This window comes from Heliomarina baculiformis (genome assembly GCF_019966545.1).
Classification (GTDB): Bacteria; Pseudomonadota; Alphaproteobacteria; order Rhodobacterales; family Rhodobacteraceae; genus Heliomarina; species Heliomarina baculiformis.
In genome coordinates this window covers 317,620-340,907 of the sequence record NZ_JAIMIC010000007.1, presented here as the reverse complement: position 1 = coordinate 340,907, position 23,288 = coordinate 317,620, and the positions used below count along the sequence as shown (strand labels likewise).

19 protein-coding genes are annotated in these 23,288 nt (G+C 55.4%); 7 read left to right on the top strand and 12 right to left on the bottom strand.

All coding sequences use genetic code 11. The features are described from left to right. The first annotated feature begins 219 nt into the window (after nucleotides 1-219). Nucleotides 220-3,801, top strand: a complete 3,582-nt coding sequence (locus tag MF268_RS17915) for an acetoacetate decarboxylase family protein (protein ID WP_238372228.1) — start codon at nucleotides 220-222, stop codon at nucleotides 3,799-3,801. Here the strand turns inward: MF268_RS17915 and MF268_RS17910 are convergent. The 6 genes from MF268_RS17910 to MF268_RS17885 form a co-directional block, all read right to left on the bottom strand. Then, nucleotides 3,793-4,773: an NAD-dependent epimerase/dehydratase family protein gene (locus tag MF268_RS17910; RefSeq protein WP_238372227.1), complete on the bottom strand. Its 981-nt coding sequence runs from the start codon at nucleotides 4,771-4,773 to the stop codon at nucleotides 3,793-3,795. The genes MF268_RS17915 and MF268_RS17910 overlap by 9 nt on opposite strands. A gap of 6 nt (nucleotides 4,774-4,779) precedes the next feature. Further along, nucleotides 4,780-8,079: an adenylate/guanylate cyclase domain-containing protein gene (locus tag MF268_RS17905; RefSeq protein ID WP_238372226.1), complete on the bottom strand. Its 3,300-nt coding sequence runs from the start codon at nucleotides 8,077-8,079 to the stop codon at nucleotides 4,780-4,782. Between the two features lie 119 nt (nucleotides 8,080-8,198). Beyond that, nucleotides 8,199-9,224 (bottom strand): polyprenyl synthetase family protein, encoded by a 1,026-nt coding sequence (locus tag MF268_RS17900; protein WP_238372225.1) that lies wholly within the window; start codon nucleotides 9,222-9,224, stop codon nucleotides 8,199-8,201. 1 nt (nucleotide 9,225) lies between these two features. Further along, nucleotides 9,226-9,996: a hypothetical protein gene (locus tag MF268_RS17895; protein WP_238372224.1), complete on the bottom strand. Its 771-nt coding sequence runs from the start codon at nucleotides 9,994-9,996 to the stop codon at nucleotides 9,226-9,228. Next, entirely contained in the window at nucleotides 9,983-12,136 is a 2,154-nt protein-coding gene (locus MF268_RS17890; protein WP_273545066.1) for an NAD(P)-binding protein, read from the bottom strand. The genes MF268_RS17895 and MF268_RS17890 overlap by 14 nt, the downstream gene beginning before the upstream one ends. A 128-nt stretch (nucleotides 12,137-12,264) precedes the next feature. Next, complete coding sequence (locus MF268_RS17885; RefSeq protein ID WP_238372257.1) at nucleotides 12,265-12,624, bottom strand: YigZ family protein; 360 nt, start codon at nucleotides 12,622-12,624, stop codon at nucleotides 12,265-12,267. Between the two features lie 161 nt (nucleotides 12,625-12,785). On the opposite strand from MF268_RS17885, the gene MF268_RS17880 reads away from it, so the two are divergent. Then, a complete protein-coding gene (locus MF268_RS17880; RefSeq protein WP_238372222.1) occupies nucleotides 12,786-12,968 on the top strand; it encodes a zinc-finger domain-containing protein in 183 nt (60 codons plus the stop codon). A gap of 95 nt (nucleotides 12,969-13,063) precedes the next feature. Here MF268_RS17880 and ilvC read toward each other — a convergent pair whose 3' ends face one another. Next, nucleotides 13,064-14,086, bottom strand: a complete 1,023-nt coding sequence (gene ilvC, locus MF268_RS17875; RefSeq protein WP_088631814.1) for a ketol-acid reductoisomerase — start codon at nucleotides 14,084-14,086, stop codon at nucleotides 13,064-13,066. Between the two features lie 137 nt (nucleotides 14,087-14,223). On the opposite strand from ilvC, the gene MF268_RS17870 reads away from it, so the two are divergent. The 3 genes from MF268_RS17870 (at nucleotide 14,224) to MF268_RS17860 (ending at nucleotide 16,329) form a co-directional block, all read left to right on the top strand. Continuing rightward, nucleotides 14,224-14,679 (top strand): Lrp/AsnC family transcriptional regulator, encoded by a 456-nt coding sequence (locus MF268_RS17870; protein WP_238372221.1) that lies wholly within the window; start codon nucleotides 14,224-14,226, stop codon nucleotides 14,677-14,679. Further along, a complete protein-coding gene (locus MF268_RS17865) occupies nucleotides 14,676-15,134 on the top strand; it encodes an Lrp/AsnC family transcriptional regulator (protein WP_238372220.1) in 459 nt (152 codons plus the stop codon). The genes MF268_RS17870 and MF268_RS17865 overlap by 4 nt, the downstream gene beginning before the upstream one ends. A gap of 67 nt (nucleotides 15,135-15,201) precedes the next feature. Next, nucleotides 15,202-16,329, top strand: a complete 1,128-nt coding sequence (locus tag MF268_RS17860; RefSeq protein ID WP_238372219.1) for an aminotransferase class V-fold PLP-dependent enzyme — start codon at nucleotides 15,202-15,204, stop codon at nucleotides 16,327-16,329. Here the strand turns inward: MF268_RS17860 and MF268_RS17855 are convergent. Further along, nucleotides 16,326-17,522: a UbiH/UbiF family hydroxylase gene (locus MF268_RS17855; protein WP_238372218.1), complete on the bottom strand. Its 1,197-nt coding sequence runs from the start codon at nucleotides 17,520-17,522 to the stop codon at nucleotides 16,326-16,328. The two genes, MF268_RS17860 and MF268_RS17855, sit on opposite strands and share 4 nt — an antisense overlap. A gap of 52 nt (nucleotides 17,523-17,574) precedes the next feature. Beyond that, complete coding sequence (locus MF268_RS17850; protein WP_238372217.1) at nucleotides 17,575-18,219, bottom strand: pyrimidine 5'-nucleotidase; 645 nt, start codon at nucleotides 18,217-18,219, stop codon at nucleotides 17,575-17,577. 100 nt (nucleotides 18,220-18,319) lie between these two features. On the opposite strand from MF268_RS17850, the gene MF268_RS17845 reads away from it, so the two are divergent. Continuing rightward, nucleotides 18,320-18,964 carry a GntR family transcriptional regulator gene (locus MF268_RS17845; RefSeq protein ID WP_238372216.1) on the top strand — a complete coding sequence of 215 codons (645 nt, stop codon included), beginning with the start codon at nucleotides 18,320-18,322 and terminating at the stop codon, nucleotides 18,962-18,964. Between the two features lie 3 nt (nucleotides 18,965-18,967). Here MF268_RS17845 and MF268_RS17840 read toward each other — a convergent pair whose 3' ends face one another. After that, the gene (locus MF268_RS17840) at nucleotides 18,968-20,839 is read right to left on the bottom strand and encodes a glycosyltransferase (protein ID WP_238372215.1); all 1,872 of its coding nucleotides are present in this window, start codon (nucleotides 20,837-20,839) and stop codon (nucleotides 18,968-18,970) included. 93 nt (nucleotides 20,840-20,932) lie between these two features. Continuing rightward, nucleotides 20,933-22,096, bottom strand: a complete 1,164-nt coding sequence (carA, locus tag MF268_RS17835) for a glutamine-hydrolyzing carbamoyl-phosphate synthase small subunit (RefSeq protein WP_238372214.1) — start codon at nucleotides 22,094-22,096, stop codon at nucleotides 20,933-20,935. A 181-nt stretch (nucleotides 22,097-22,277) separates the two neighbouring features. Between carA and MF268_RS17830 the strand changes: the two genes are divergently transcribed. Next, a complete protein-coding gene (locus MF268_RS17830) occupies nucleotides 22,278-22,745 on the top strand; it encodes a GatB/YqeY domain-containing protein (RefSeq protein ID WP_238372213.1) in 468 nt (155 codons plus the stop codon). Between the two features lie 26 nt (nucleotides 22,746-22,771). Here the strand turns inward: MF268_RS17830 and MF268_RS17825 are convergent, their stop codons facing one another. Further along, entirely contained in the window at nucleotides 22,772-23,257 is a 486-nt protein-coding gene (locus tag MF268_RS17825) for a DUF2244 domain-containing protein (protein ID WP_238372212.1), read from the bottom strand. Nucleotides 23,258-23,288 lie beyond the last annotated feature (31 nt).

The window sequence follows — 23,288 nt, the reverse complement described above, 5'->3', positions numbered from 1 at the left end:
CCCATGATCGCGCGGTCAAGGCGACAGTCTGTCAACGTGGCAAGCGACGCGACTGCAACTGGACCTCTACAGGCGGACCGTGCCGGATTGCTCATAAGATTGGACCGACTACCCATTCTCATATAGCCTCTGCAAGTAAGGCCTTATTGAACTGACCTGTTCCAAGACGTTGACTAGTCTCTTTTGACCAACTTCATTTCTTGATGTCAGGACGAACCAATGCTCATTGACGGTCCGACGTATAACAACGCTCGTGGGGAAGCGAGCTCGCTCCAGATGGCCCCACCCTTTGCATTCAGCGATGTCACGATGACGGTTTTTCCGCTTCAGGCGAACCTCGCCAGATTAAACCAGTTCGTCGACAACTACCTCAACCAAGCCCGGGAGATCGTAAAATTCCGACCGGTTCTGCCTTTTGTTTATCTGATCATTCTGGACTACGGGAAAATGTCGGCGGCCGCGGCCCGGACAGGTTGGGTATCACAGCGCGAAGTGGCCTTTGGCGTGCCGCTCGCCTGGATGAAACCTGAATCAGGCGGACAGGAACTCACCTTCCACGATTGGGCTTTCACCACGCCCTTCATTTTCGTGGACAACGAGTTGTCGCTTAGTACCGGTCGCGAAGTCTATGGCTGGCCGAAGCTTTTGGCGAGGCTCGATCCCTCGGTCGACAGATGGTTGACCGATCCACATGGCGCAAGGCAAGTCTTTGAAATACGATCCCAATCGGCCGCCGACCGGATGGGCGACGACCTGAAAGCTCCGTTTCTGAGCGTGACGCATACGCCAATGTCAGGACTGACCGACATCCCAACCAACCTGTCCTCTGTCACAGACGCACTCTTGAACTGGCCCAACAACCTGGCCGGTATGACAAGAATGGCGCGTGACTCTCTGACAGCATTCGCCGAAATGCGCGCGTCGCGGCGTACAACGCAGGATGCGACTCCTTCTACAGAAGGAAACTCCAATACCGGTTTAGACAGCCTGATAAAAACCGGATCGTCTATGTTGAACGATCCCCTCGCCGCATTTCAATCGCTTAGAGAGGCATTCCCAAAGCTTTATTCCAATACGATCAATCTTAAACAATTCCGCGACGCGGAAGACGCAGAGATGACATGCTATCAGGCAATTACAGCTGCCAAAATGCCCATTCACCGCATAGGAAGCGGAGGCGTTCTTGGAAGCGAAAACCTTTTCGCTGGCCAGTTGAGCGGCGGCTACCAGATCCACATGGTCAACACTGCAACGGTTCCGGTCCTGCAAACTCTTGGCCTTCAGGCGATTTCAACCCGCGACGTCCAAAGTGGAACGATTTCTACCCTTAGCCCAGTCATGCCATTCTGGATCAAGATCGACATGCTTTACGGCAAGGGCCAAACCCTAGCCTGGCGCTCCCGACATGGGGATTGGAAAACAACGAGAGGCGTTCAGGGCGTTGCAAAAGAAGCGACTTTTCAACCGACACGTTTGGTGACACCACCAGAGACGGGTCAGAGCACAAAGCCCCTCCTCTCCAAGACACCTGAGATGCGCCAGATTGGCAGAACCAATCCTTTCAACACAACACGCGGCGCAAGTGAAGCGATAGGTGGCACTCTGCGTATGCCGGGTGCCAAGATCCGTGTGCTGCCCATTCTCGCGAATGAAAAGGTACTACAGAAATTCGTAGAGGATTACATGGATGTGCCGGATCAAATGCGCGTGGAGGCCTGGGGCCGATATGTCTATCTGGTCATCGCAAATTACCAACAAATCTCGGCCGACTTGAATCCTTCGGCGACGACATCCGGCAACGAAGTCACTTTCTCGATCCCCGTCAAATATTACGACGCCACGCCCGGAAAAGACGATGCGCTGGACGATGACATGCCGACCTTCCTGCTTGCTTCCAAGATGGGACCTCAACATCTCACACAGGAGGAAAGACAGGAAAAATGGCGCAAGGGCGCCAATAGGCTGATAGGAACGGGTTTAATTTCGCCTTTTAGTTACGTCGACGATATTCGTCTGGCTGTCGCGGAAAGCGAAGTCTTCGGCGTACCGACGCTTCGTTCAAGCATTTCAACGCCGCCCTCAGGTTGGACCGCCAAAGGCCCGGACCGGGGCATCCTAGCGGAAGTCAAAGCAATCATGGTGCCTTCGCTGGGCACCGACGCGCAGGGACTGCAACATTCACTTGTTCAAGTGCGTGACAGTCCGCTTCTGCCGGAATGGGATGTCGACGGCTGGCGCAACATTGCAGGCAGTTGGGGACCGCTCATCAAAGACGATCTGGCCCGTAAGTTCGACGAAACTGGTGTCAGTCCTCGTGCAGAGGGCGCTGATCCGACTGCAGGTGATCACTTGCCTTTCGAGGGCGCAAGAAGTCTCGCATTAAACATACTCGGCGGCGAACGAGGCATAAATACCCTGTCGCTGAAGCAGTTCAGGGATGCAGGCTATCCCGACAAGGCATGTTATCAGGGTATCGTTCGTGAAACCACGCGTATTGATCGGCTCTACGACCTCAGCGAAATCGAACGCAGCCTATCAGTATCCATCGCGCGGTTTCCTACCCAACCGGTAAGCAAAATCCTCGGATTGATACCTAAGCGCACGGTCGCAACTGACCACGGAATGATCGACGAGTTTGAACCGCTTCGACCGTTCGAGATCAATGCCGATCTGGTCCGCGAAGGCGGCTGCACCTTGTTCGAGCGCGTAGGAGACGAACCGTGGACGTCAGTATCGGTCCCGGAAGGCCTGTTTGGATGGAACACAGAAAATCCGGCCGAGCTCGATCGCTTGTCGAAATCGAAACCGGAGATTGCATTCTCATATGTTTGTTCCGAACGGAACGGTGACACGCAAATCGTCCATGCGCCCCGACGTCTTACCGAGGAAAACATGGCAGCCTTCCGATCCGACATTGAGAGGACCGGCCTCGTTGCGATCAAGACCCTGAACCGCGCGCGGCCAATTGATACGCTTTGTGTCGCGGACGTGGTCGACGGTATGGATAACGGCCAAATTCCAGACATTTCTACATTGGTAAGGACACTGAAATCTCAAAACGGCGACATGTCAGGCAGCTTACCGTTACTCAAGTTGGCTGGCGCATTGGAACTGGTAAGCCCGGCAACAATCATCGATTCACTTCTAAACCGACATTGGGGCAAAGCTGATAGACCGCATCCCGAAATCTGGATCCCGCGTTCAGACTTCCGGATACGCGCAGAGTCCTTCGGCCCATCAATTTCCCAGCAACTCTTTCCCGGATTGGAAACCCAGGATGGCTTCTGGCCTCCTTCCGACGCACATGAATTGCAGACAATCCGGCTCCGTGTGGGCCATATGATGCTGCTCAGGTTCGAGTTCTGGTCAGTCATCAACCTGTTCTGCGGCTCAGATGATGAAAGCTCCGATACTGCTCAGGGTTTCGGGCGCTATGGTGATTATCTAAAGGAATGCGCTGAAGACAAAATGCCCGATTGGTTTAAACCAGTCGCCGAAGGCGTCGTAAGGGAACTCGTTCCGATGAAAGGTCATGTTGGCGAATATTGGGATCTCGACATGTTGACCGACCTTAAGGAAAGTCTCCTATCTTTTTTCGATGAACTGGAAAAACAGGACATGTTCGATGACGATTTTCGCGTTTGGAAAACCGCGTGGCTCCGCACTGTAGAACGCCTGAAGCACGACTATAATCCGCACATCGGCCACAATGAGTGGCCAACTGGCCTGACCGCAGTAGAACTTCTTGGAGAACGCCTGACAGGCCTTTCGCTGGATACCGAGGATCATATCTCAGGTTAGGTCGCGGCCACGATACCAGTCGATCTCGTCTCTTATCGTGGCTTCCAGGGGCCTCAGGTCGACACCCAAAGCCCGCTGACGGGTGCTTTGTGCAACAGCACGACTCGCTAGTGTCAAAAGAACGGGAAGGCTGGGAAAGCGAGTTTCACGGCCCAATACAGACATCCCGTTTTCCAGTGCGTATAACACCATCGCTCCCATTGCCAAACCTCGCCATCGTGGAGGAGATTCCACCTGTCCCAGATTGGCAATCATTTGGGTCAAATCATGTACAGAAATGTTATGGCCGCTCAACCAAACCGGCATACCAAATATGCCAGCGTCGAGCGTGCGCAAGGTCGCCTCGGCCGCATCGCGAACGTCCATGACGTTTATAATATCCGGAAAGCTCGCCGGCATTTTCCCATACAGCACCGAGGCGACAAAACAGTGCTCGACGATCCGCAGGTTACCAGGTCCCAATAGTGAAGTCGGATTGACGATTATCATCGGATCGCCTCGCTTGGCGGCTTTTTTTGCGAGTCTCTCAAGCTCGAGTTTCATTCTGAAGTAGGGATGACTGGCGAAGATAAACCGAAGCCGCCGGTCGTTATTTTCGGCCATCAAGTATCGCGTCAGAAATGATCCGATGTAGACGACAACCGATCCACTGGCTCGGGCTGCGAAAATCAAGCTCTCCATTCGATCCTTGGCAGCTGTCAGCCTTTGCGAATGGCTCTGCCTGGCGTCATGCAGGTCCAGAGCATAGGGCGCGGCGGCATCTATTATCAATTCATGCCCCCGAACGAGGTGCCGCATCGCGCCGGTTTCGCAATCGTTGCAAATTACCCGTTCGACCGAGAGGTTCTGCAATCCGGCACGTCTGCCACCGGTTCGTGTGACAGCAGAAACAACCCAACCACGCTCGAGCAAACCTGCACATAATGCCGCCCCGAAATGACCGCCCCCGCCCAGAACAACTGCGCGCCGCATCCGTGATCAGGCCGAGTTCGGGTAAGACGATAGTATCTCGTCTGCCTCGTTGAGAACCGCAAAAGGCTGCGGTGCGCGTATCTTAGCTCTGGCTTCCCTAAGCCTAACTAGGGCCTCTTCTTCGCACGTCCCTCCCGCTTGAGCGCGGCAAAGGCTGACGGAGCTGCGCAACTCAAAGAATGCCATCGAATTTGACCGGGCAAGCGCGTGCGCTTCGTTCAGCAGATCGACAGCGCTTTGATCATCGTCACCCATCAATGTTTCCGCCTTGAGACGCAGCAACTCTGGCAGGTATAATGTATCAAGCTCTGACCCACAGGTTTGGATAGCCTCGTTCAACATCGAAAAGGCCTGCTCTCTAGCTCCGGCCGCAATCAGGGCTTCGGCATGGTAAGTCCGTATAAGAGACATCGGCGTGCGCTGACCGATGGCGTCAAAGAAAGCCAGGGCTCCATCGAACTTGGCAAATCCTTCTTCGGGTCGTCCCGTATGACATAGCACCCAGCTCTTGCCGACTTCTCCAACCGCCTGCCAATAAGGATAGCATTGCTCAACGGCCTTTGCGATCACCTGATCCGCCAATGCCTCGGTCGCTTCTAGTTCGCCAAGCATCTGGAAACCGCTCATGGCAAATGCCAGTGTCCTGATTTCAACCTGTCGGTCTCCAAGTTCCTTCGTCAGCGCTGCACTGCGCTGGCTATACTCGAGAGATTTTTCGAAATCTCCCCGAAGGGCATGAATCCACAGCAAGTAAATCAGCGCATAAGAGCCAAGGTCATCTCCATAAACCTGCAAGGAATAGCCATGCAGCGCTGGAGAATAATAGCCCAGCGCCCTTTCAAGAGCTGCTTCGGCCTCATCCAGTGATCCTTCGAAGATATGCAGCAGTCCATTGGTAAAATGACTCCCCATCGCAAACAGCGGAACGTCACTTTCGCCGAACAAGCGAATAGATTCCTCTGCCAGCTCGCGCGTTTTTTCCCGCTCCCCACGTGATGCGGCCACAACCGATACGCCATAAAGAGAGGAGACAAGCAGTGGAATCTCGCCAATTTCAGCACTGAGGTGGCGAGCACGATCAAAGGCTTCTCCAACTTCCGGCGCGGCAAAACCGACAGTGGCCAACAGAGACTGACCAAGCAAGGCGTTCACGGTCGCCTCGAACCGCGTTGTTATCTCACCGACAGGTGCCTTTTTCAGTAAGTCCAATGCAGAACGGAAATGATTATTAGCTTCGATCTGAGCTGCGCGCGACGTTGCATTCTGGCCCGCTTCAATCAGCTTTCCCACGGCTTCCAAGTGCATTTCAGCGCCAGCTAGATGACGCGCCAAAGTTTCCGGTTCAATGATTGCTTCATGCTGGTTTTCTTCCGCCAGAATGTCCGCAATCCGGGCGTGCAATTTCTTTCGTTCGCTGCGCAAGAGCGACCCATATGCGGCGTCCTGTATCAACGCATGGCGAAAGATGTATGAATCCGGATCGTTCTTGACGGGCTCAAGAATCCGGTCGTCCGTAAGTTGTCGGATTAACTGCGCAAGCGTGTCCGGATCCTTCTTGGCAACAGCCGAAAGCGTTGAACCTCGGAACTTCCGACCGATCGTCGCAGCGATCTGCGCGATCGACTTTGCTGCAGTATTCCGATCGAGACGCGCCATAAGCGACGCTTCAAGCGTTTCCGGCACCCTGATGGCACCACCGATTTCATTGCCCTCCAAAACAGCCACCGTTTGGGTCAGTTCTTCGACAAACAGGGGCACGCCATCGGCCTTCGCGATAATGTCGCGCAACCTCGCCTCCGGGATGGAGTGGGTGCCATCCGCCAAACGAGCAATCTCGATGCTTTCGCCAAGCGACAAGCGGTTGAGCCCGACATGTGTAAGCCAAGGCAGAGCTGGCCAGTTCAACTCAAACTCAGGCCTGTGCGTCGTGACCAGCATGACAGGGAGTTTCGGAGGATCCGTCACCAGTCGTGAGAGAAATTCTAACGTCGTCGGATCGGCCCAGTGGATATCTTCAATTTCGATCAACACGGGTCCCGCACCTGCACGCTTCTTCAGCATTTCGTTCAGCAACGCAAACATCGCGAGCTTTTGCTGCGCCGCATTCAATGCCAGAGGCGTCTCGGTATCCTGCACGCCAAACTGCGCCGCCAGTAATGCAGATGCATTACTGATCTCGATATCTTTCAGGTCGGGCCAGTCTTTGATGCGCTGACGGGTCTGCGCGGCGCTTTCAGCACCCACGATACCGATAGACCTGGCAATCTCCGCCAAAAATGGATGCAACGCGCTGTTTGTCTTGAAACTTACGCAGAAATAGCGAAACCGGCGCATCTCTTCATTGGCAACCATGGCGCGCTGGGCAAAGGCAGAAAGCAACCAAGACTTACCCAAGCCCGCTTCACCAGACACGGTCACGATCTGCATCGAACCCGTAAGCGCCTTTTCCCATTGCACCTGCAACAGTTCCAGTTCGTCCCGGCGTCCCACAAAGTGATGATCGCTTCCAAGTCCGGTTACACGATCCGACTCGTCTTTCGCCGCCGTAACTGTCCAGGCCTCTACCGGTTGGTCGTACCCTTTCAATTTATGCGCGCCACGACCGTCGAGATCGAAGGCGGATTTAACAAGGTTCATCGTGGATTCAGCGATAACCACTGTCCCGGGCTTCGCTATGTCCTGAAGTCGCGCCGCGAGGTTCGGCGTTTCGCCAGCTACGGCGTTGGGGTCTGAACCACCGGTCACGTCACCGATGACCACCCGGCCCGTTGCAATGGCGATCCGGCAATTCAGCGAAACGCCCGGCGCAAACTTTGCATCCGGTACTGCAGTCGCCAGTTCAAGCCCGGCCCGCACCGCACGTTCGGCATCGTTCTCATGGACGTTGGGATGGCCAAATACCAGCATGCAGCCATCGCCATATTGAGCAAGCATCCTGCCGCCCCAGCGGTTGGCTATCTGCGAACAAAGCTCGTGATAAGCCTGCTGCACGGACGCAAGATCTTCTGCATCCATTTTCTGGCTAATCACTGTGGAATCCACCAAATCGCAGAAAAGAAAACTCAACTGTCGCCGTTCAGCGCGTGATGTCACCGAGCCGGACTGGCCGCCTGATCGTAATGACTCAATCCCCTTCTGGAGCCGTTTCCGCTGCCCCAAAGACAATCCAAGCTCACGCAGGTCTTCCTCGGTCAGGTCAACCAGCAACTCCATGTCGATATCCGCGTTCTGAAGAATGTCGAAGCATTCGGCGGCATTTATCGATTGCAGCCAGTCGTATAGTTTCCCCGCAAACGTAGTGCTCATTGCAATTTCCGTTCTTGCATGCCGAAGTTTCTCGCCTTCAGGCCTCAGACAACCATTCCCAACTCGCTATCAAACTAAACTGCCCGGATACCCGCGATCCGGCAAATTCACAGGTATGATCAATGCGATCTCGACAAAGACCAACAGGCCAGGCTCGACAGGAAAGCCTTGTCCCGGGATTGGGGAAGATGCCCGAACGTCAAATCAAACTCATGCTGCGCGGCTCCGGCCATCCCTCGCGCTGCTGATCGCGCCCTGTTCAGACAACCAAGGTCGATGATCTTCTCTCGAACCCAACCTATTTCATCCTCCGCCAACTCCGATCTCTTTCTGGAAAGAAATGTCACAAGCCGATGTAGCTCGTCGCCCCGTAAAAGATTAAGAAGGTCGATCAACATTAGCGTCCGTTTTCCCTCCAGCAGGTCCCCGCAGGCTTCCTTGCCATAGATCGCTTCGGCTTCGATGTTCAGCGTATCGTCACTGATCTGAAAGGCTGCGCCAACGAAAAAGCCAAAGCGCATGAAAGCATCCTCGGCAATCGACGATCTCGACCCCAGCAACGCTCCCGCCCGGCATGGAAAGATTGTCGCCAGCCAGCATGTCTTCTTGAGCACCATCACGAGGTAATCCTCGGGGGCCAGTTTCAGCGTATTGTCGTGCCGCCATGCGAGTTCCATAGCCTGACCTTCAGCGGTTTCACGGGCCATGCGTTCCATATCTTCGATAAGTTTCAGACCCATCCACGGTCCGATCCGGGGAAAAACATGGATCAAAGGTCGAAGACTCGAAAGCGCCAAAGCATCGCCAACGTTCAATGCAATTGGTATTCCGTGCTTCATGTGAAGCGTCGGCTGACCCCGGCGGGTTTCGCTTTCGTCTTCGATGTCATCGTGGATCAGTAAGGCGTTGTGCAGCAATTCAATACTGACGGCGACCTTGAGTGAATCTTCAAGAGAAGCGCCGAACAAGCGAGCCGTCGCGATACATATGCTGGGCCGCATCATCTTTCCGCCTCGCAACGGGTAATCCGCCGCTGGACCGTAAAGGTAGTGATCTGATTCAGGCGTCGGCAAGTAATGCGCCATGAGATCGCGAGTCATGGCGCCGTATTCTTCCAATGTTTCCTGGATGGCCGGCGCGCTCATTTCAATCCCCACCAACCGTCACGGTCAGTGAACCGGCTGGCTCATCCGCCCCCTGCTCTAGAAGTATACCATAGTATGTCCCGTGTTTCGCATCACTCGGGACGTCGATGTGGACGCAATACCCCGGTTCAACGCTAACACTTCGAATTTCCTCTCCGTCCGGGCCGGCGCCGCGCAGAGGCAAAGCGTTAAGTGTTCCTGTCACCGAGCGGTATAACCGGGCGCGAGCCGTCACTGAACAAGATGCTCGGACCTGCACACCGACGCCAACGTCGTCTCGAAGGCTAGCAGTTGTTTCGGGCGCACTGGCCACTTTTGGCTGATCTCTTTCGGTGGCCGCGACCAACAATTCTACCCAGACCGAGCCAATATCCGAGTATGTGCGAATCAGGCGCTCCAAGATTTCAGGCATGCCCCGCAATTGGCCGCCTCTATCCGGGCTGGCGAAGCGTGCAGCGGTTGCTTTTCCTTCCTCGATCTGGCGGTTTATCACATCGTACCCGGCCCGCACACTCTCGGAAACGCCATCCCAAAGCGGACCCGGTCTCCATGATGACCCGTTCGACGGCTCAGCTTCTTCGGCATTACCACTCTGGAAGCTTCGCCAGACTTTTTCGTCTCCAAATACGTCCTGTTTCCGACCATCGCTTTGCCGGAACGCATTGAAAATGTTTCTGTGCGGGTCGGTTCGATCAAGGGTCGGACGTCGGAGGAACTCGTCCACATGGCCGCTCAGGGAGTCCGTTATGCCATTTTCATCATGGGTGGTCATATCCGACAATCTCCTCAAGCGGCGGGTGCAAAGACATGGCATGGGCGGCGAGACGTCCCGACATCACAGCCGCTTCGACGCACCCAGCCTGATGCCCGCAACGGGTCCAGTCCCCGGCAACAGTCACGTTATCAAAATGTTGATCCAATGGCGAAATTCTATACTTTAGACTGCCCGGCAGGGACAGAATGTAACGATCGGTCGGATTGATATTTGCCGTCCAGAATTGCGACGAGAAACGTACAGGCCCATCGGACGATTTGTCAGGCCCGGACAAAAGCGACCAGTCAAACCCGTCCTTCCGCACGGCACCCGGCCAAAAATGCGCGACATCCTTGTCGAGGAAGCGAATGGCATTTTCTTTCACTCTGTCCCGAGCAGAAGACAGAGGGTTATCCGACGTGGGGATCTCACTGTCGGGCAGGACGGAACAGAAATACGCAATCGCTTTCGGATCGACTTCCCAATCTTCCAGCGCGATCAGTTGTGGCATGTCGGCCCAGGTATCAAAAGGTTCGACATAACCCGAAATGTTCGGCGACGGCTTTGACCACCCCAGTTCGTCAACCGGCTTGTCCAGCCAGATCTGAAATGCCTGCGTGGCGACAGTTTTGACCTCTTCGACCATACGGCGCCATGGTGGCGACGCCGCGATCAATTCGGCAGCGACGTTAGGCACTTCGCCCAAACCCACTGCAAGTACAAGGAAATCGAAATCTTTCCCTATCTTCAGCGTCCGTGTCCCGGCCGAATGTTCATCCCAACGGGACTCCGCATCCCAGCCACTTTTTTTCAGCTTGTCGCCGCCCGTGAGCTGGGAAAAATCCGGTTCAGAGGGCCAGCTTGGCAGACCCTTCACATTGACGAGCGGCTCGTAATCCAGGCCGCGTTTGACCTTCGCCTGCACATTGAAAATGGCCTGCCCTACCAGCTTTCCCGAACCATCAAGCTTCAGGTCTTCCAGACGATGAAAGAATTCGAACTTTACCCCGCGCCGCTTCAGCACCTCGTAAAATGGCGCAAAGACGATATCCCCCATACCGGCCTGCATCTTCCAGAAAAGGGCGCCTCGATAGGTAAAGAACATGCGTAACGCACCGCGCAATGCCTGCCCCGCAGCAAGTCGCGGTCTGTCGATGTCCCCATCCTCATAAGCAAAAAGCAGGTCATAGGAGGCTCTGACAAAAGCGCTGTTGACGGAAAGCTCCGATGCGCCGTGCAAACGCAACCATTCTCGCCAATCCAGATCGTCGATGGCATCGAACCCGCGCGGGTTAAAGATCAGCCCGTCACGAAGGATACCGCGTATGATCGCTAGCACCACATCGGCGATTTCCCAAACGCGACGCAATTCCGGGTCTAAGGCTGTGAGTTGCTCTATCTGGCTATGGATAACGACCGACAATTTTGTCATCAGTGATTGAGCCGCATGCAAATCGTCGTCTGGCTTCCATGACTGAGGTCGGCGATCGAATATGCGTCTCAAGATATCCAGCGCCTCGGCAATCACCACTCCGATGGCAAGCTGTCCATAAGAAGCAAGACGCTCTGCGGATTTCAATGGTTCAGCCACGACTCCCCGTGCCGTACTGCGTGCAAGAGCTGCCACGGCACTGACGAGATCACTACCGCCTTTCACTTCTGCCTGCGGCACGCGGTCTTGCACTGAAGTGATCAACGTTCTCAGCAACAAAACGCAACGTGTAAGATAGGCAGGAATGGAAAAAGGATCGGCCGTTTTCAGCGGATCGCCAGGATTGCCGGACGCAGGCGGAAAAAGAGCCATCCAGTTGGCCCACCCATCGGCCAGATCCTCGGTCACACCAACGTAGTTATCCGGCTTGAAGGCCTGATCCCATGTGGCGATCGGGCAGATCTCGGGATTCCTGCCAAGTTCTTCGTAGCAGGCTCGCATCATGCCAAAGGCATTCTCGTAAAAGCCCATCCAGAGATGAAGCCCGTGTTCCTCAATCCGCTGCGACGGCAAAGCCCGACCGGACGCACCTTTGCCACCCAGCCGCCAGCCCTGCTGGTAGATGGTAACTTCGAACTCTCCGTTGCGTTGTGGCTGGGTCAATTCGAAAGCCGTTGCGACAGCCGCACAGCCTCCCCCCACTATACAGACTTTCTTAGTGCTCATTTCCCGTCACCCGAAGCCAGTCGCTCTCAGGTTGACCGCTAAATTGCATTCACGCAACGAATCTCTTGGCTAGACACGCGAAAGACCACTGTTCTCGCAGCAGAAAAGCGCAAATCAGGCAACGTTTCCTACGCATTTTCCGGTGCCTCCAGATAAGTCCGAACCGCCTGCTGAACATGCCGAAACCGGTCGCCGCCCAGGTGTTTCCCACCATACCAGCGCGTCACCACCACGACATGATCGTGCAAACCGGCGGTCTCCAACTGCCGCAGAATCACCAATCCGGCGCCACTTTCGCCGTCGTCATTCTTAAGTTGCGCACCGTCACCGGTGAGCAATCCCCATGTATTGTGGGTCGCCTTCGCGAATTTCTTTCGGCGTGTCAGTTCGCGAACAAATGCACGCGCTGCCTCTGCGGTATCGGCGGGACCACCCGACACGGCATACCTGGAACCCTGGTCGGACAGAATGTTTTCAAGGACAAGCATACTTGGCGGATTAAAAGCTTCGACGTGAAGAATCAACAAGCCGGTCCAAGCTGGCGAGAGCCCTGATACTCCAGTAACCGCGACAATCGGGGCCTTGCAGCGTTGGCTTTACTGACACATAAAAGAGCCAAGAAATCCAGCTCAGAAGGATACCAGAGACCATGACCATCGAAGCGCCTGAAACCAAGGTGGTGGACAGCTATCGCATTGCATGTGACGGCGGCGAAGGTGCCCTCGGTCATCCACGTGTCTGGTTGAGCATCCCGCGGGATACAGGCTGGGTCGAATGCCCCTATTGCGATTGCAAGTTCATCCACATGGAGCATCAAGCTAAAGCAGGCTAAACCTGTTCCGCTAGATTTATTCCAGTCATTTCAGACTGTCACTTACAAAAAAGGCGCCCAAACTGGGCGCCTTTTCTTTCAAGCAATATGCTCGATCAGTTCTTGGCCTTGTCGACCATCTTGCCTGCGGAAATCCACGGCATCATGGCCCGCAGCTTTTCACCGATCTGTTCGATTTGGTGTTCATCATTCAGGCGGCGCGTTGCCTTGAACATGGGCTGACCAACAGCGTTTTCCTGCATGAAATCACGGACGAATTTGCCGTTCTGAATGTCGGTCAGAACCGCCTTCATGCGTGCCTTTGTTTCGTCGTAAGGAAGAATACGCGGACCCGAGACATATTCGCCGTATTCGGCAGTGTTCGAGATCGAGTAGTTCATGTTGGCGATGCCACCTTCGTAGATCAGGTCGACGATCAGCTTCACTTCGTGCAGACACTCGAAATAGGCCATTTCGGGCTCGTACCCGGCTTCGACCAGCGTTTCGAAGCCCATGCGGATCAGCTCGACCAGACCACCGCAGAGAACGGCCTGCTCGCCGAACAGGTCGGTTTCACATTCCTGGCGGAAATTGGTTTCGATGATACCGGAACGACCACCGCCAATGGCGGAACAGTAGGACAGGCCCAGTTCCAGCGCCTTGCCGGAGGCATCGTTGTGTACGGCCACGAGACAGGGAACACCGCCGCCTTTGGTGTATTCGCCGCGCACCGTGTGACCCGGGCCCTTTGGTGCCATCATGATGACATCGACACCGGGCTTGGGCTCGATGAGACCGAAATGCACGTTCAGACCATGTGCAAATGCGATTGCCGAACCTTCCTTGAGGTTGTCATGCACGTATTTCTTGTAGGTCTCGGCCTGCAGTTCATCGGGCATGGTAAACATGATCAGGTCGCACCATGCCGCTGCTTCGGCGATCCCCATAACCGTAAGACCTTCACCCTCAGCCTTCTTTGCCGAAGGCGAACCTTCGCGGAGAGCGACGACAAGATTCTTGGCGCCAGAGTCGCGCAGGTTCAGCGCATGGGCATGGCCCTGCGACCCGTAACCCAGAATGGCAACTTTCTTGTCCTTGATCAGGTTAATATCGCAATCACGATCATAATACACACGCATCGGTAGCTCCTTTTCCGCAGCGTCTCAGATGTCGCCCTGTCTACGCCGCCGATATCGTTGTTGCGATATCAGTTTCCTTGAGTATTTAAGAGCAAGAGGAAGTATCATTCGTAGATCATTAGATTTTCGGTATATTCATGCTAGATGACATCGACCGCCGCATTCTCCGCCAGTTCCAGGCTGAACCGAGTCTTTCTGTCTCCGAACTGGCAGACAGGGCGCGAGTAACGCCTGCAATGTGTTGGCGACGGCTCGAAAAGATGGAAAGCAACGGGATCATCCTTGGCCAGGAAGCAATCATCGACTGGGCGGCTCTTGACTATACGGTCGAAGTAAGCCTTCGATTCACCTTGGAAAAAGCGGAACCTCGCGCGTTTGACGAATTTCTTGCAGAGGCACGGAAGGTCCCGGAAGTTCTCGAGATCCAGACTTTTTTGGGTCGGGTCGACGTCAGACTCTCTGTGATCGCAAAAGATCTGGCTCATTATCAGTCGTTGTATCGTGACAGGATTCTCACCCTGCCCCATGTCGCCGACATAGAAGCCCTTATGCATATCGCGCGGATCAAATCCGACAAGGTTCTGCCAGTATGACGGAAATTGACGATATCGATCGCAAACTGCTGAGTGCGCTGGTTCAGGACGCCACGCAAACCGCGAGCGCGTTGGGTCGCAAATTCGGCCTTTCGCAACCGGCAACGTGGCGGCGCATTCGCCGGCTGGAAGACGCTGGCATCCTGAAGGGGCGCCAGCTTCGCCTCAACGCCGAGGCGCTTGGTTTTGGCGTCACTGTTTTCGTGGGCATCAAACTCGCCCGCAAGGCACAGCCCAGTCTTGCCGATTTCGAAAGAGCGGTCAGCGCGATTCCCGAGGTGCAGACAGTCGAGCACGTGCTCGGTCTCTACGATTTCCGTCTTCGGGTCGTGGCCCGCGATCTGTCTGACTTCGAGCGCATCCTCAGGCGCAGGATAATGACACTTCCCGGTGCCGGCGATCTTGAGGCGAATGTTCTGCTGAGCGAAGAAAGGCTGCCCGGCCCCCTCGGGTGATCACAGAGGTTTTGCCAATCGTCTCGCTGATCGCTATCAGATGAGGCAGGTTCAGAAAGGACATTCCATGCCAGCTTTGCTTGAGACTGTAGATCCTGACGGATTGGAAGAATTCTCGGTCGTTTTTACGGACCGATCGCTGAACCACATGTCCATGAAATTCCAGAAAGTCATGCGGGATCTTTCCGATGGGCTGAAGGAAGTCTATCAGGCCGACGGCGTGGCTATCGTCCCCGGTGGCGGTACGTATGCAATGGAAGCCGTGGCGCGCCAGTTCGTACGGGGGCAGGACGTGCTGGTTGTGCGCAATGGATGGTTTTCCTATCGCTGGAGCCAGATCATCGAAACAGGTGGCCTGACATCTTCGGCCACGGTCATGAAGGCGCGGCCGGTTGGCAACGTTTCCCCCTCACCTTTCGCACCAGCCCCGATCGATGAGGTTGTTGAAACGATACACAGGGAAAAGCCCTCGGTTGTCTTCGCGCCTCATGTGGAAACTTCGGCAGGTGTCATCCTGCCGGACGATTATGTCTCGTCACTCGCGGATGCCGCGCATGAGGTCGGTGCACTGGTGGTGCTGGATTGCATTGCGTCCGGCTGTGCGTGGGTAGACATGAAATCAACAGGCGTCGACGTATTGATCAGCGCGCCGCAAAAGGGGTGGAGTTCATCTCCTTCGGCGGGTCTCGTGATGATGTCTGCAGAGGCACTGGCACGGCTGGAAGAGACAAGATCCGACAGCTTTGCCATTGATCTCAAAAAGTGGCGGCAGATCATGGCCGCCTATGAAAACGGCGGGCACGCCTATCATGCCACGATGCCGACTGACGCGCTCTGCGATTTTCGGGACACCATGATGGAATCGCGTGGCTATGGTTTCGACCGTCTGCGGGAAGCGCAGTGGAAACTGGGCGAAGGCGTTCGCGCTATGCTCGCTGACAAAGGCCTTGTCTCTGTGGCAGCCGATGGATTTGGCGCGCCGGGTGTCGTCGTCAGCTACACCGACTCGCCCGACATACAATCCGGACGCGCCTTCGCCGCGAAGGGAATGCAGATCGCCGCCGGTGTGCCGCTTCAATGCGACGAGCCCGAAAACTTCCAGACCTTCAGACTTGGCCTCTTTGGTCTCGACAAGCTTTACGATGTCGATGCTACTCTGGCCCGGCTCAAGAAGGTTCTCGACCAGGTGATCTAAGCAACGCCAAGCCCCATGCGCATAAGCATGTGCCGGATCTGGGGGAGTGCATAAAGGGCGCTTAACCCGGCGGCCCTGACATCCCGCAGAGCTCGGGCATCCGCCATTGATGCCCGGTTCAGCAGATCGATCCCTTGAACGCGCAACCGGATATCGCTCATGCGTGCCTTGTCGTAGGCCGTTAGCATGTCGGCACATCCAAGATCGTCCGGGTATTTCTCGGCCAGTTCCGTCAGGCAGCGCAAATCGGCAAGTGACATGTTAAGTCCCTGAGCGCCGATGGGCGGAACGACATGGGCGGCCTCGGCCATCAGGGCGACTCGTTCTGCCTGCATGGTTTCTGCGTGCTGACTCGTAATTGGCCAAAGCGCCCGGCCGGTGGCCAGATGAATTTCACCCATCAGACCGCAGGCTCTTTCATTCACGGCAACTTCAAAGGCATCGTCAGAAAGCGCATGCAGTTCCTGCGCCTTTGGTCCGGTCTCCATCCAGACGACAGCAGAGGATGGTTTTCCTTCGTGATCCGGCAGTGGGACCAGTGTAAAAGGTCCGCCGCTTCGATGGATTTCGGTCGAAACGCTTTCGTGTGGCAGAGTGTGCGTCACAGCAAAGGCCAGCGCCTTCTGGCCATAGTGCCTTTTAGTAATAGCAATTCCCGCGGCCTCACGGGTAAACGAATTTCGTCCATCGGCAGCAATGACAAGACGCGTGGAAACCTTTGAACCGTCGCTTAATCCGACACGCGCTTCGCCGGATCGGGTAAAGAGCGAATTCGTACTGACTCCGGGTCGGAAACTGACGGAAGGCAGATCCGCAAACTGGGAAAGGAATTCTCGCCGCAGCAACCAGTTCGGCAGATTCCATCCGAATGGCTGATCAGAAATCTCGTCAGCTCGAAATTCCCGGACCACTCTCGGCTCGGAAGCCTCACCGCCGGCATCGACAATTCGCATGACGCGCAGTGGCATGGCATGAGGGGCCAAACACTGCCACAGCCCGAATTTCTCAAGCAAAGCTTTGGCAGGTTGCAGGATCGCCGTGGTGCGAAGGTCTGAGCCCGACGCATCGCGCGACGTTATCGGTGGAGCCGGATCGACGCATATCACGTCATAGCCCATTGCCCCGAAAACGGCTGCAGCGGTCAAGCCAGCGATACCTCCACCCGAAACGAGAACGTCGCTTTGTTCCGGCATGGCTATCCTCTCTCCATGTTATCGAGACGGCTTTCACCGTTGCTATGTCACATTAGATAAGTCTGGCAACGAATGATGCCAGATCGTCGGTATGGTGATGTATGTGGTCCGCCTCCAGACGATCAGGTGCAACGTGAACAGTTTGCATGCCCATCGCATGCGGCGCCACAAGATTGCGGGCATCATCTTCGAACATCGCCGCCCGCGCTGGGTTCAGACCGTCGAGAGCAAACACCATTTCAAAGGCCTCGCGTTCAGGTTTTGGAAGAAACTGCGCATGCTCGACGCCATAGATACCATCGAATACCTCGCTCAGGCCGCGCGCCTTTAGTACGTTTTCCGCGTATGGCCGTGTACCGTTTGTGTACACGATGCGCCTTCCGGGTAATGCGGCAATTGCTGCTGCTAAGGCTTGGTCTTCTTCGAGACAATCAAAGGAGATTTCATGCACCTTGGTCAGATACGGCCCTGGATCGACCCCGTGAACCCTCATAAGCCCTGCAAGAGTGGTTCCGTAGGTGCGCCAGTATTCCGAGCGCAACTTGTCAGCCTCCTCAGCGTCCACGGAAAGCGTATCCATGACATATTTGGTCATGTGGACTTCGATCTGGTCAAAGAGGCGCGCAGAGGGCGGATAAAGAGTGTTGTCGAGATCAAAGACCCAAGTCTCGACATGGCTGAATGACGTTTTGATCATTGGGAGGCTCTAGCTCAGCACCAACGGGTTTTCAACGGCAGGCTTGATCCGGTCACGGCGCCGCGAGTAGACACTAGGGATGAAATCTTCCGGTGGCCACATGAAAGAAACCAAACCGGCGCAGACGGATGCGTACAGCCTGATCCTCGAAGCGATTGACATGGGTGACTACAAGCCCGGCGATCGGCTGGTCGAGAGCGACCTTGCAGAGCGGCTGGGCGTCTCGCGCACACCCGTCCGCGAAGCCTTGCAGCGGCTCGAAACGCAATCACTCTTGGCCCGAGACGGCCGTTCGCTCATCGTGGCTTCACTGGATCACAACCAGATGGCCGAACTCTATGTCGTGCGCCGCGAATTGGAAGGCTTGGCCGCCCGCCTTGCTGCCCGCCACGCGAATGAAGAAGAGATTACAGTTCTGCGTGAGATGGTAGAGGCGGACGACGCCCTGATCCACGACCCGCCTGCGCTTGCACGGTCCAACCGGCGCTTTCACAAGCAGATACAGCTTGCCTCGCACAACAGATATTTGGTGCAACAACTGGATCTGGTGCACCGGACGATGGCCTTGATGGCGACAACTTCCTTGGCAGCGGAAGGTCGCGGTGAAATCGCTCAGGCGGAACATCGCAAAATTGTAGCGGCAATAGAAAAACGCGATGAGGATTCCGCGGAACATGCCTTACAGAACCATATCTCGGTCGCCTTCAAAACAAGATTGAAACAGGATGCCGACAGGCGCGGTTGACGATCAAACACATTCGTCAGCCAAGACAACGCCGTGCTGGGTCTTGTCCCAATAATACGGCGCCACCATCAGCTCTACCAATGCCTTGATCGCGGCGACTGTACCTAATGGAAAATACAACAGCATCGCTGGCACCCATATCATCAGAAAACGCCTGTCGGATTTCGATACAGCAAGCATTGCGATGATGAACCCCATCAACTCGATGCAGAAAAAGAACAGCATCACGCCTAGGAGATACTCATAGGGTGCGAATCCCTCCAAGGGGTGCGGAATGCCAAATAGAAAGAGCCAGAAGGTCCAGATGAAAGGGGCCAACAGGAACTGGCTGAGAGTGCCGAGAAAGAACGCCTGAAAGCTTAGGAACTTGAGGGGACCAATGTCGCGGTAGAGCTTCAAAGGACGCCGCATGTGAACGACATATGTGACCATGAATCCCTTTAGCCATCGCGATCTCTGTTTTATCCATGGCCAGACCCGGCAGTTCGCTTCCTCATAGGTCACGGTATCGATCATTTCCGTGCGGTATCCGCACCGGGAAAGCCGTACGCCAAGATCAGCATCTTCGGTCACGTTGTGAGCGTCCCATCCTCCAAGCTCTTCCAGCTTGTCCCTGCGAAAAAAAAGTGTTGTACCGCCGAGCGGAACGATCAGACCGAGGCGTGCGAGTCCCGGCAGGATGACACGAAACCAGGCGGCGTATTCGATAGTAAAGCAGCGTGAAATCCAGTTGGTCCGTGGATTGTAATAATCCAGCACCCCCTGAAGACAGACAACATCATCGGGCGCCGATGCAAACCTTTCGACGACGCGCTCGATTTGGTCAAAAGCCGGTGCATCCTCGGCATCCCAAACTCCCACGATTTCGCCCCCGCAGAAGTCCAGCGCATAGTTCATCGCGCGTGGCTTCGTTTTGATGCCGCCGATTGCGGGAACCTCCACGACACGCATCCATCTGGGCAAGGTTGTTTCGGCCAGTGTACGCCGGGTCACATCATCCCGTTCTTCCAGGACCAAAAGCACCTCAAGAACCGCCTTTGGGTACGTCAGACGACTAAGCCGGGCCACCAGCGTTTTTACGATTTCTTTTTCCCGATAAAGGGGAACAAGGACTGAAACTTTTGGTTTGCGCAGGTTCTCTGCCTGCACCACGGTCCGGCCACGCGGCACGGCAAGAAGGTCGTTGTCAGTCATATGAGCTATGAACGCCGTGAACCTGAGACAAGCAAACAGAACGAGAGCAGAAAGCGCGACAAGAGTGGCCAAGAAATATCCGAGTGTCGGAAAGTTATAGAAGCCTGTTCCGACAGCCACGAGGAGAAGAGGTAAAATCAGGCGCGCGCTCCAATGCCAGCTCCGGCAACTGAATTCAGCCGCAACCCGTTCATTGGCTTCGAGGGCCAGGTGGCGCCCGAACAACAAGCCGATAGTTCTTGTAATATCGTCGGATTCGCCAAGCGCCGGTGCGAGAGATCCGAAATTCGCTTCAAGACTGCCGCGAAGGTCATCGAATCGATCAGGGCGTTCCGTGGCAATCAGGACGCGTTCGCCGTCATTCTTCCAAGGCAGAAGACGGTTTCGAACCCAGAAACGCGGCGGTCGAGACTTGCACAGTTCCGTGTCTATTGGTTCTTTATCAAAGTCCGCTTTAGGCAGCGCGAACTGCTGCGCAAGGCCTTTTTCGACATCCTGCGTCTTCGCGATGCCTTCGGCGACAAGGATTTCACCCAAGGGTGCGTTGATTGTTGTCTGAAGCTGAAGCGCGGCTACCAGTTGCGAAGAGGTGATCGATCCGTTTTCGACCAAGTGGCGGCCAATTGGCATCCGTTCGGCAGTATTGGCACCACCATCGTGAACCAAGGGACCTCTTTCCATGGGTAACCTGCCTCCCGAGCCGGATAGGGCAGAGTTGGCTGGTTAACCTTAAAGAGAGGTAAATTTTTCCTTGGTTATCCGTCGGTATTTCTCTCAGGCGGACGCGCGTTCTTTCATTGCCTCCGCGAACCTTTCGAAAAGATAGAAGCTGTCCTGCGGCCCCGGACTTGCCTCGGGGTGGTATTGAACGGACCAGACCGGTCGATCAGTCATGCGAATACCGCAGTTGGAACCATCGAACAGCGAACGATGAGTCTCACGAACGCCATTCGGTAGCGTCTGGGCATCAACAGCAAAACCATGGTTCATGGAGGTGATTTCCACCTTACCGGTTTCAAGATCCTTTACGGGGTGGTTGGCACCATGATGACCGTGGTTCATTTTGACCGTCTTGGCACCGAGTGCGAGCGCCAGCATCTGGTGCCCAAGGCAAATGCCGAACACTGGAAGTTCCGTTTTTCCGATCACTTCCTGAATCATGGGTACGGCGTACTCACCGGTCGCCGCAGGATCCCCGGGCCCATTGGACAGGAACAATCCATCAGGATTGTGCGCAAGTACGTCTTCCGCTGTCGCCGAAGCCGGGAGAACCGTCACGTCACAGCCAACACTGGCAAGGCAGCGCAGGATGTTGCGTTTTGCGCCATAGTCGACGGCAACGACTTTGTACTTCGGGTCTGTTTGCGCGGCGTAGCCTTCCGGCCATGCCCAACGCATTTCATTCCAACGGTAGGACTGCGCGCAGGTCACATCCTTCGCCAGATCCATGCCCTCCAGCCCGCGGAAAGCGCGCGCGGCAGCAACAAGAGCCTCAATGTCGAAGTTGCCTTCGGGATCGTGCGCCAGTGCAACGTGCGGTGCTCCTTGCTGGCGGATCGCGCGGGTCAGACGTCTCGTGTCAACGCCCCCCATTGCAATCCGACCGCGTCTTTCAAGCCAGACTTTCAGTTCGTCAGCGCTTCTCCAGTTGCTAGCGACTGTTGGGTCCCACTTGACGATCATGCCTGCGGCGACCGGATCGCCGGTTTCGTCATCATCCGGGTTCACGCCCACATTACCGATATGCGGGAAGGTAAAAGTCACGATCTGACCTGCATAAGAAGGGTCAGTCATGATTTCCTGGTACCCGGTCATCGCCGTGTTAAAGCAAAGCTCGGCCACTGTCTGACCGACTGCTCCGAAACCGACACCGTAAAAGATTGTCCCATCGGCAAGTGCGAGACATGCAGTAGGCTTCGCGGGGGCTGTGGCGACCATGATACGACTCCGATTTCGGCAAATTCATGGAGTACTATGAGGCGGCGCAGCCGTGGTCAACCCGCAGTCGCCGTGCCGGGTTAAAGTTAAGGAAAAAGTTACGTCGCGAAAGCGATATTGTCAGAACTACACGCTTTTAGTAAAGTGAGAGACTTCATGATCCATGGGGATGGGACAAAAGATGGACTTGCGGTCTAGGGTGAATGATGCCCTGAAACAGGCAATGCGGGACAAGGCAGCGACCCGGCTTTCTACGCTCCGGCTCATTAACGCGGCGATCAAAGATCAAGACATTGCCGCGCGGAGCGATGACAGCGAAGCTAATGGGGTCGGCGACGCGGAAGTGCTTTCAATCCTCGGAAAGATGATGAAGCAACGCCATGAAAGCGCGATTGCTTACGAGGAAGGCGGCCGCCTCGATCTGTCTGACCGTGAACTGGCAGAGATGAAGGTTATCGAAGAATTCCTGCCACCGCAGCTTGACGAAGGTCAGATGACCCAGGCCGTGGATAAGGCCATTGATACCACCGGAGCAGAAAGCATCCGGGACATGGGTAAGGTCATGGCGGAATTGAAATCCCGCTACACGGGTCAGATGGATTTCGGAAAAGTAGGTCCGTTGGTTAAGGACCGGCTCTGCTCGGGGTGAGATAAACCCAAACAAGCGCCATATGTCTAGGCTCTGCTCGGCAGGATCCGGCATAGGTCATCGAAAAGCGCCCGACGTTCGTCTTCGGACAGAAACGCACCGATTTCCACTTCTCGGCCCGCTCCCTTTAGCGTCACGTAGTATGGTACCGGGCCGTCCTTTCCATGCATCTGCGGGCGGGCCCAGTACCGGTTGCATTCCCACTCTTTAACGTCCTTTTTGGGCGTGTGTCTTTCGAGACGTACCAAGTCATCTGTAAGCGTCAGGATTTCCAGAATCCGCGCGTTCTTTCGGTTCTTTCCAATCGCGAACCATATTCCGAAAACGGCTGCTGCAAGGAATGGAAGCAATAGCCAAAGCAGTACGCTTCCCAACAATGCTAAAAGCGGCAAAAGAAGCATCCCGCAGGTAGCGCCGATGAATATGACGAACCCCCTTGGCTGCAGGCTTTGATGCGGCCAAAGCTTGAGGGTCCGGACGGGTTCTTCCTGACTTTCCCATTGGTATGGCATCGAGAGCGCCTTGTCTGAATGCATAGGGCCA

Coding starts and splice junctions, on each gene's coding strand:
- MF268_RS17905 (WP_238372226.1), bottom strand. CDS start 8,079: ATGAGCACTACGTTTGCGGGGAAACTATACGACTGGCTGCAATCGATA.
- carA (WP_238372214.1), bottom strand. CDS start 22,096: ATGGTCGCCACAGCCCCCGCGAAGCCTACTGCATGTCTCGCACTTGCC.
- MF268_RS17915 (WP_238372228.1), top strand. CDS start 220: ATGCTCATTGACGGTCCGACGTATAACAACGCTCGTGGGGAAGCGAGC.
- MF268_RS17855 (WP_238372218.1), bottom strand. CDS start 17,522: ATGCCGGAACAAAGCGACGTTCTCGTTTCGGGTGGAGGTATCGCTGGC.
- MF268_RS17860 (WP_238372219.1), top strand. CDS start 15,202: ATGCCAGCTTTGCTTGAGACTGTAGATCCTGACGGATTGGAAGAATTC.
- MF268_RS17895 (WP_238372224.1), bottom strand. CDS start 9,996: ATGACCACCCATGATGAAAATGGCATAACGGACTCCCTGAGCGGCCAT.
- MF268_RS17900 (WP_238372225.1), bottom strand. CDS start 9,224: ATGAGCGCGCCGGCCATCCAGGAAACATTGGAAGAATACGGCGCCATG.
- MF268_RS17825 (WP_238372212.1), bottom strand. CDS start 23,257: ATGCCATACCAATGGGAAAGTCAGGAAGAACCCGTCCGGACCCTCAAG.
- MF268_RS17850 (WP_238372217.1), bottom strand. CDS start 18,219: ATGATCAAAACGTCATTCAGCCATGTCGAGACTTGGGTCTTTGATCTC.
- MF268_RS17880 (WP_238372222.1), top strand. CDS start 12,786: ATGACCATCGAAGCGCCTGAAACCAAGGTGGTGGACAGCTATCGCATT.
- MF268_RS17885 (WP_238372257.1), bottom strand. CDS start 12,624: ATGCTTGTCCTTGAAAACATTCTGTCCGACCAGGGTTCCAGGTATGCC.
- MF268_RS17870 (WP_238372221.1), top strand. CDS start 14,224: ATGCTAGATGACATCGACCGCCGCATTCTCCGCCAGTTCCAGGCTGAA.
- MF268_RS17845 (WP_238372216.1), top strand. CDS start 18,320: ATGAAAGAAACCAAACCGGCGCAGACGGATGCGTACAGCCTGATCCTC.
- MF268_RS17910 (WP_238372227.1), bottom strand. CDS start 4,773: ATGCGGCGCGCAGTTGTTCTGGGCGGGGGCGGTCATTTCGGGGCGGCA.
- ilvC (WP_088631814.1), bottom strand. CDS start 14,086: ATGCGTGTGTATTATGATCGTGATTGCGATATTAACCTGATCAAGGAC.
- MF268_RS17840 (WP_238372215.1), bottom strand. CDS start 20,839: ATGGAAAGAGGTCCCTTGGTTCACGATGGTGGTGCCAATACTGCCGAA.
- MF268_RS17890 (WP_273545066.1), bottom strand. CDS start 12,136: ATGAGCACTAAGAAAGTCTGTATAGTGGGGGGAGGCTGTGCGGCTGTC.
- MF268_RS17865 (WP_238372220.1), top strand. CDS start 14,676: ATGACGGAAATTGACGATATCGATCGCAAACTGCTGAGTGCGCTGGTT.
- MF268_RS17830 (WP_238372213.1), top strand. CDS start 22,278: ATGGACTTGCGGTCTAGGGTGAATGATGCCCTGAAACAGGCAATGCGG.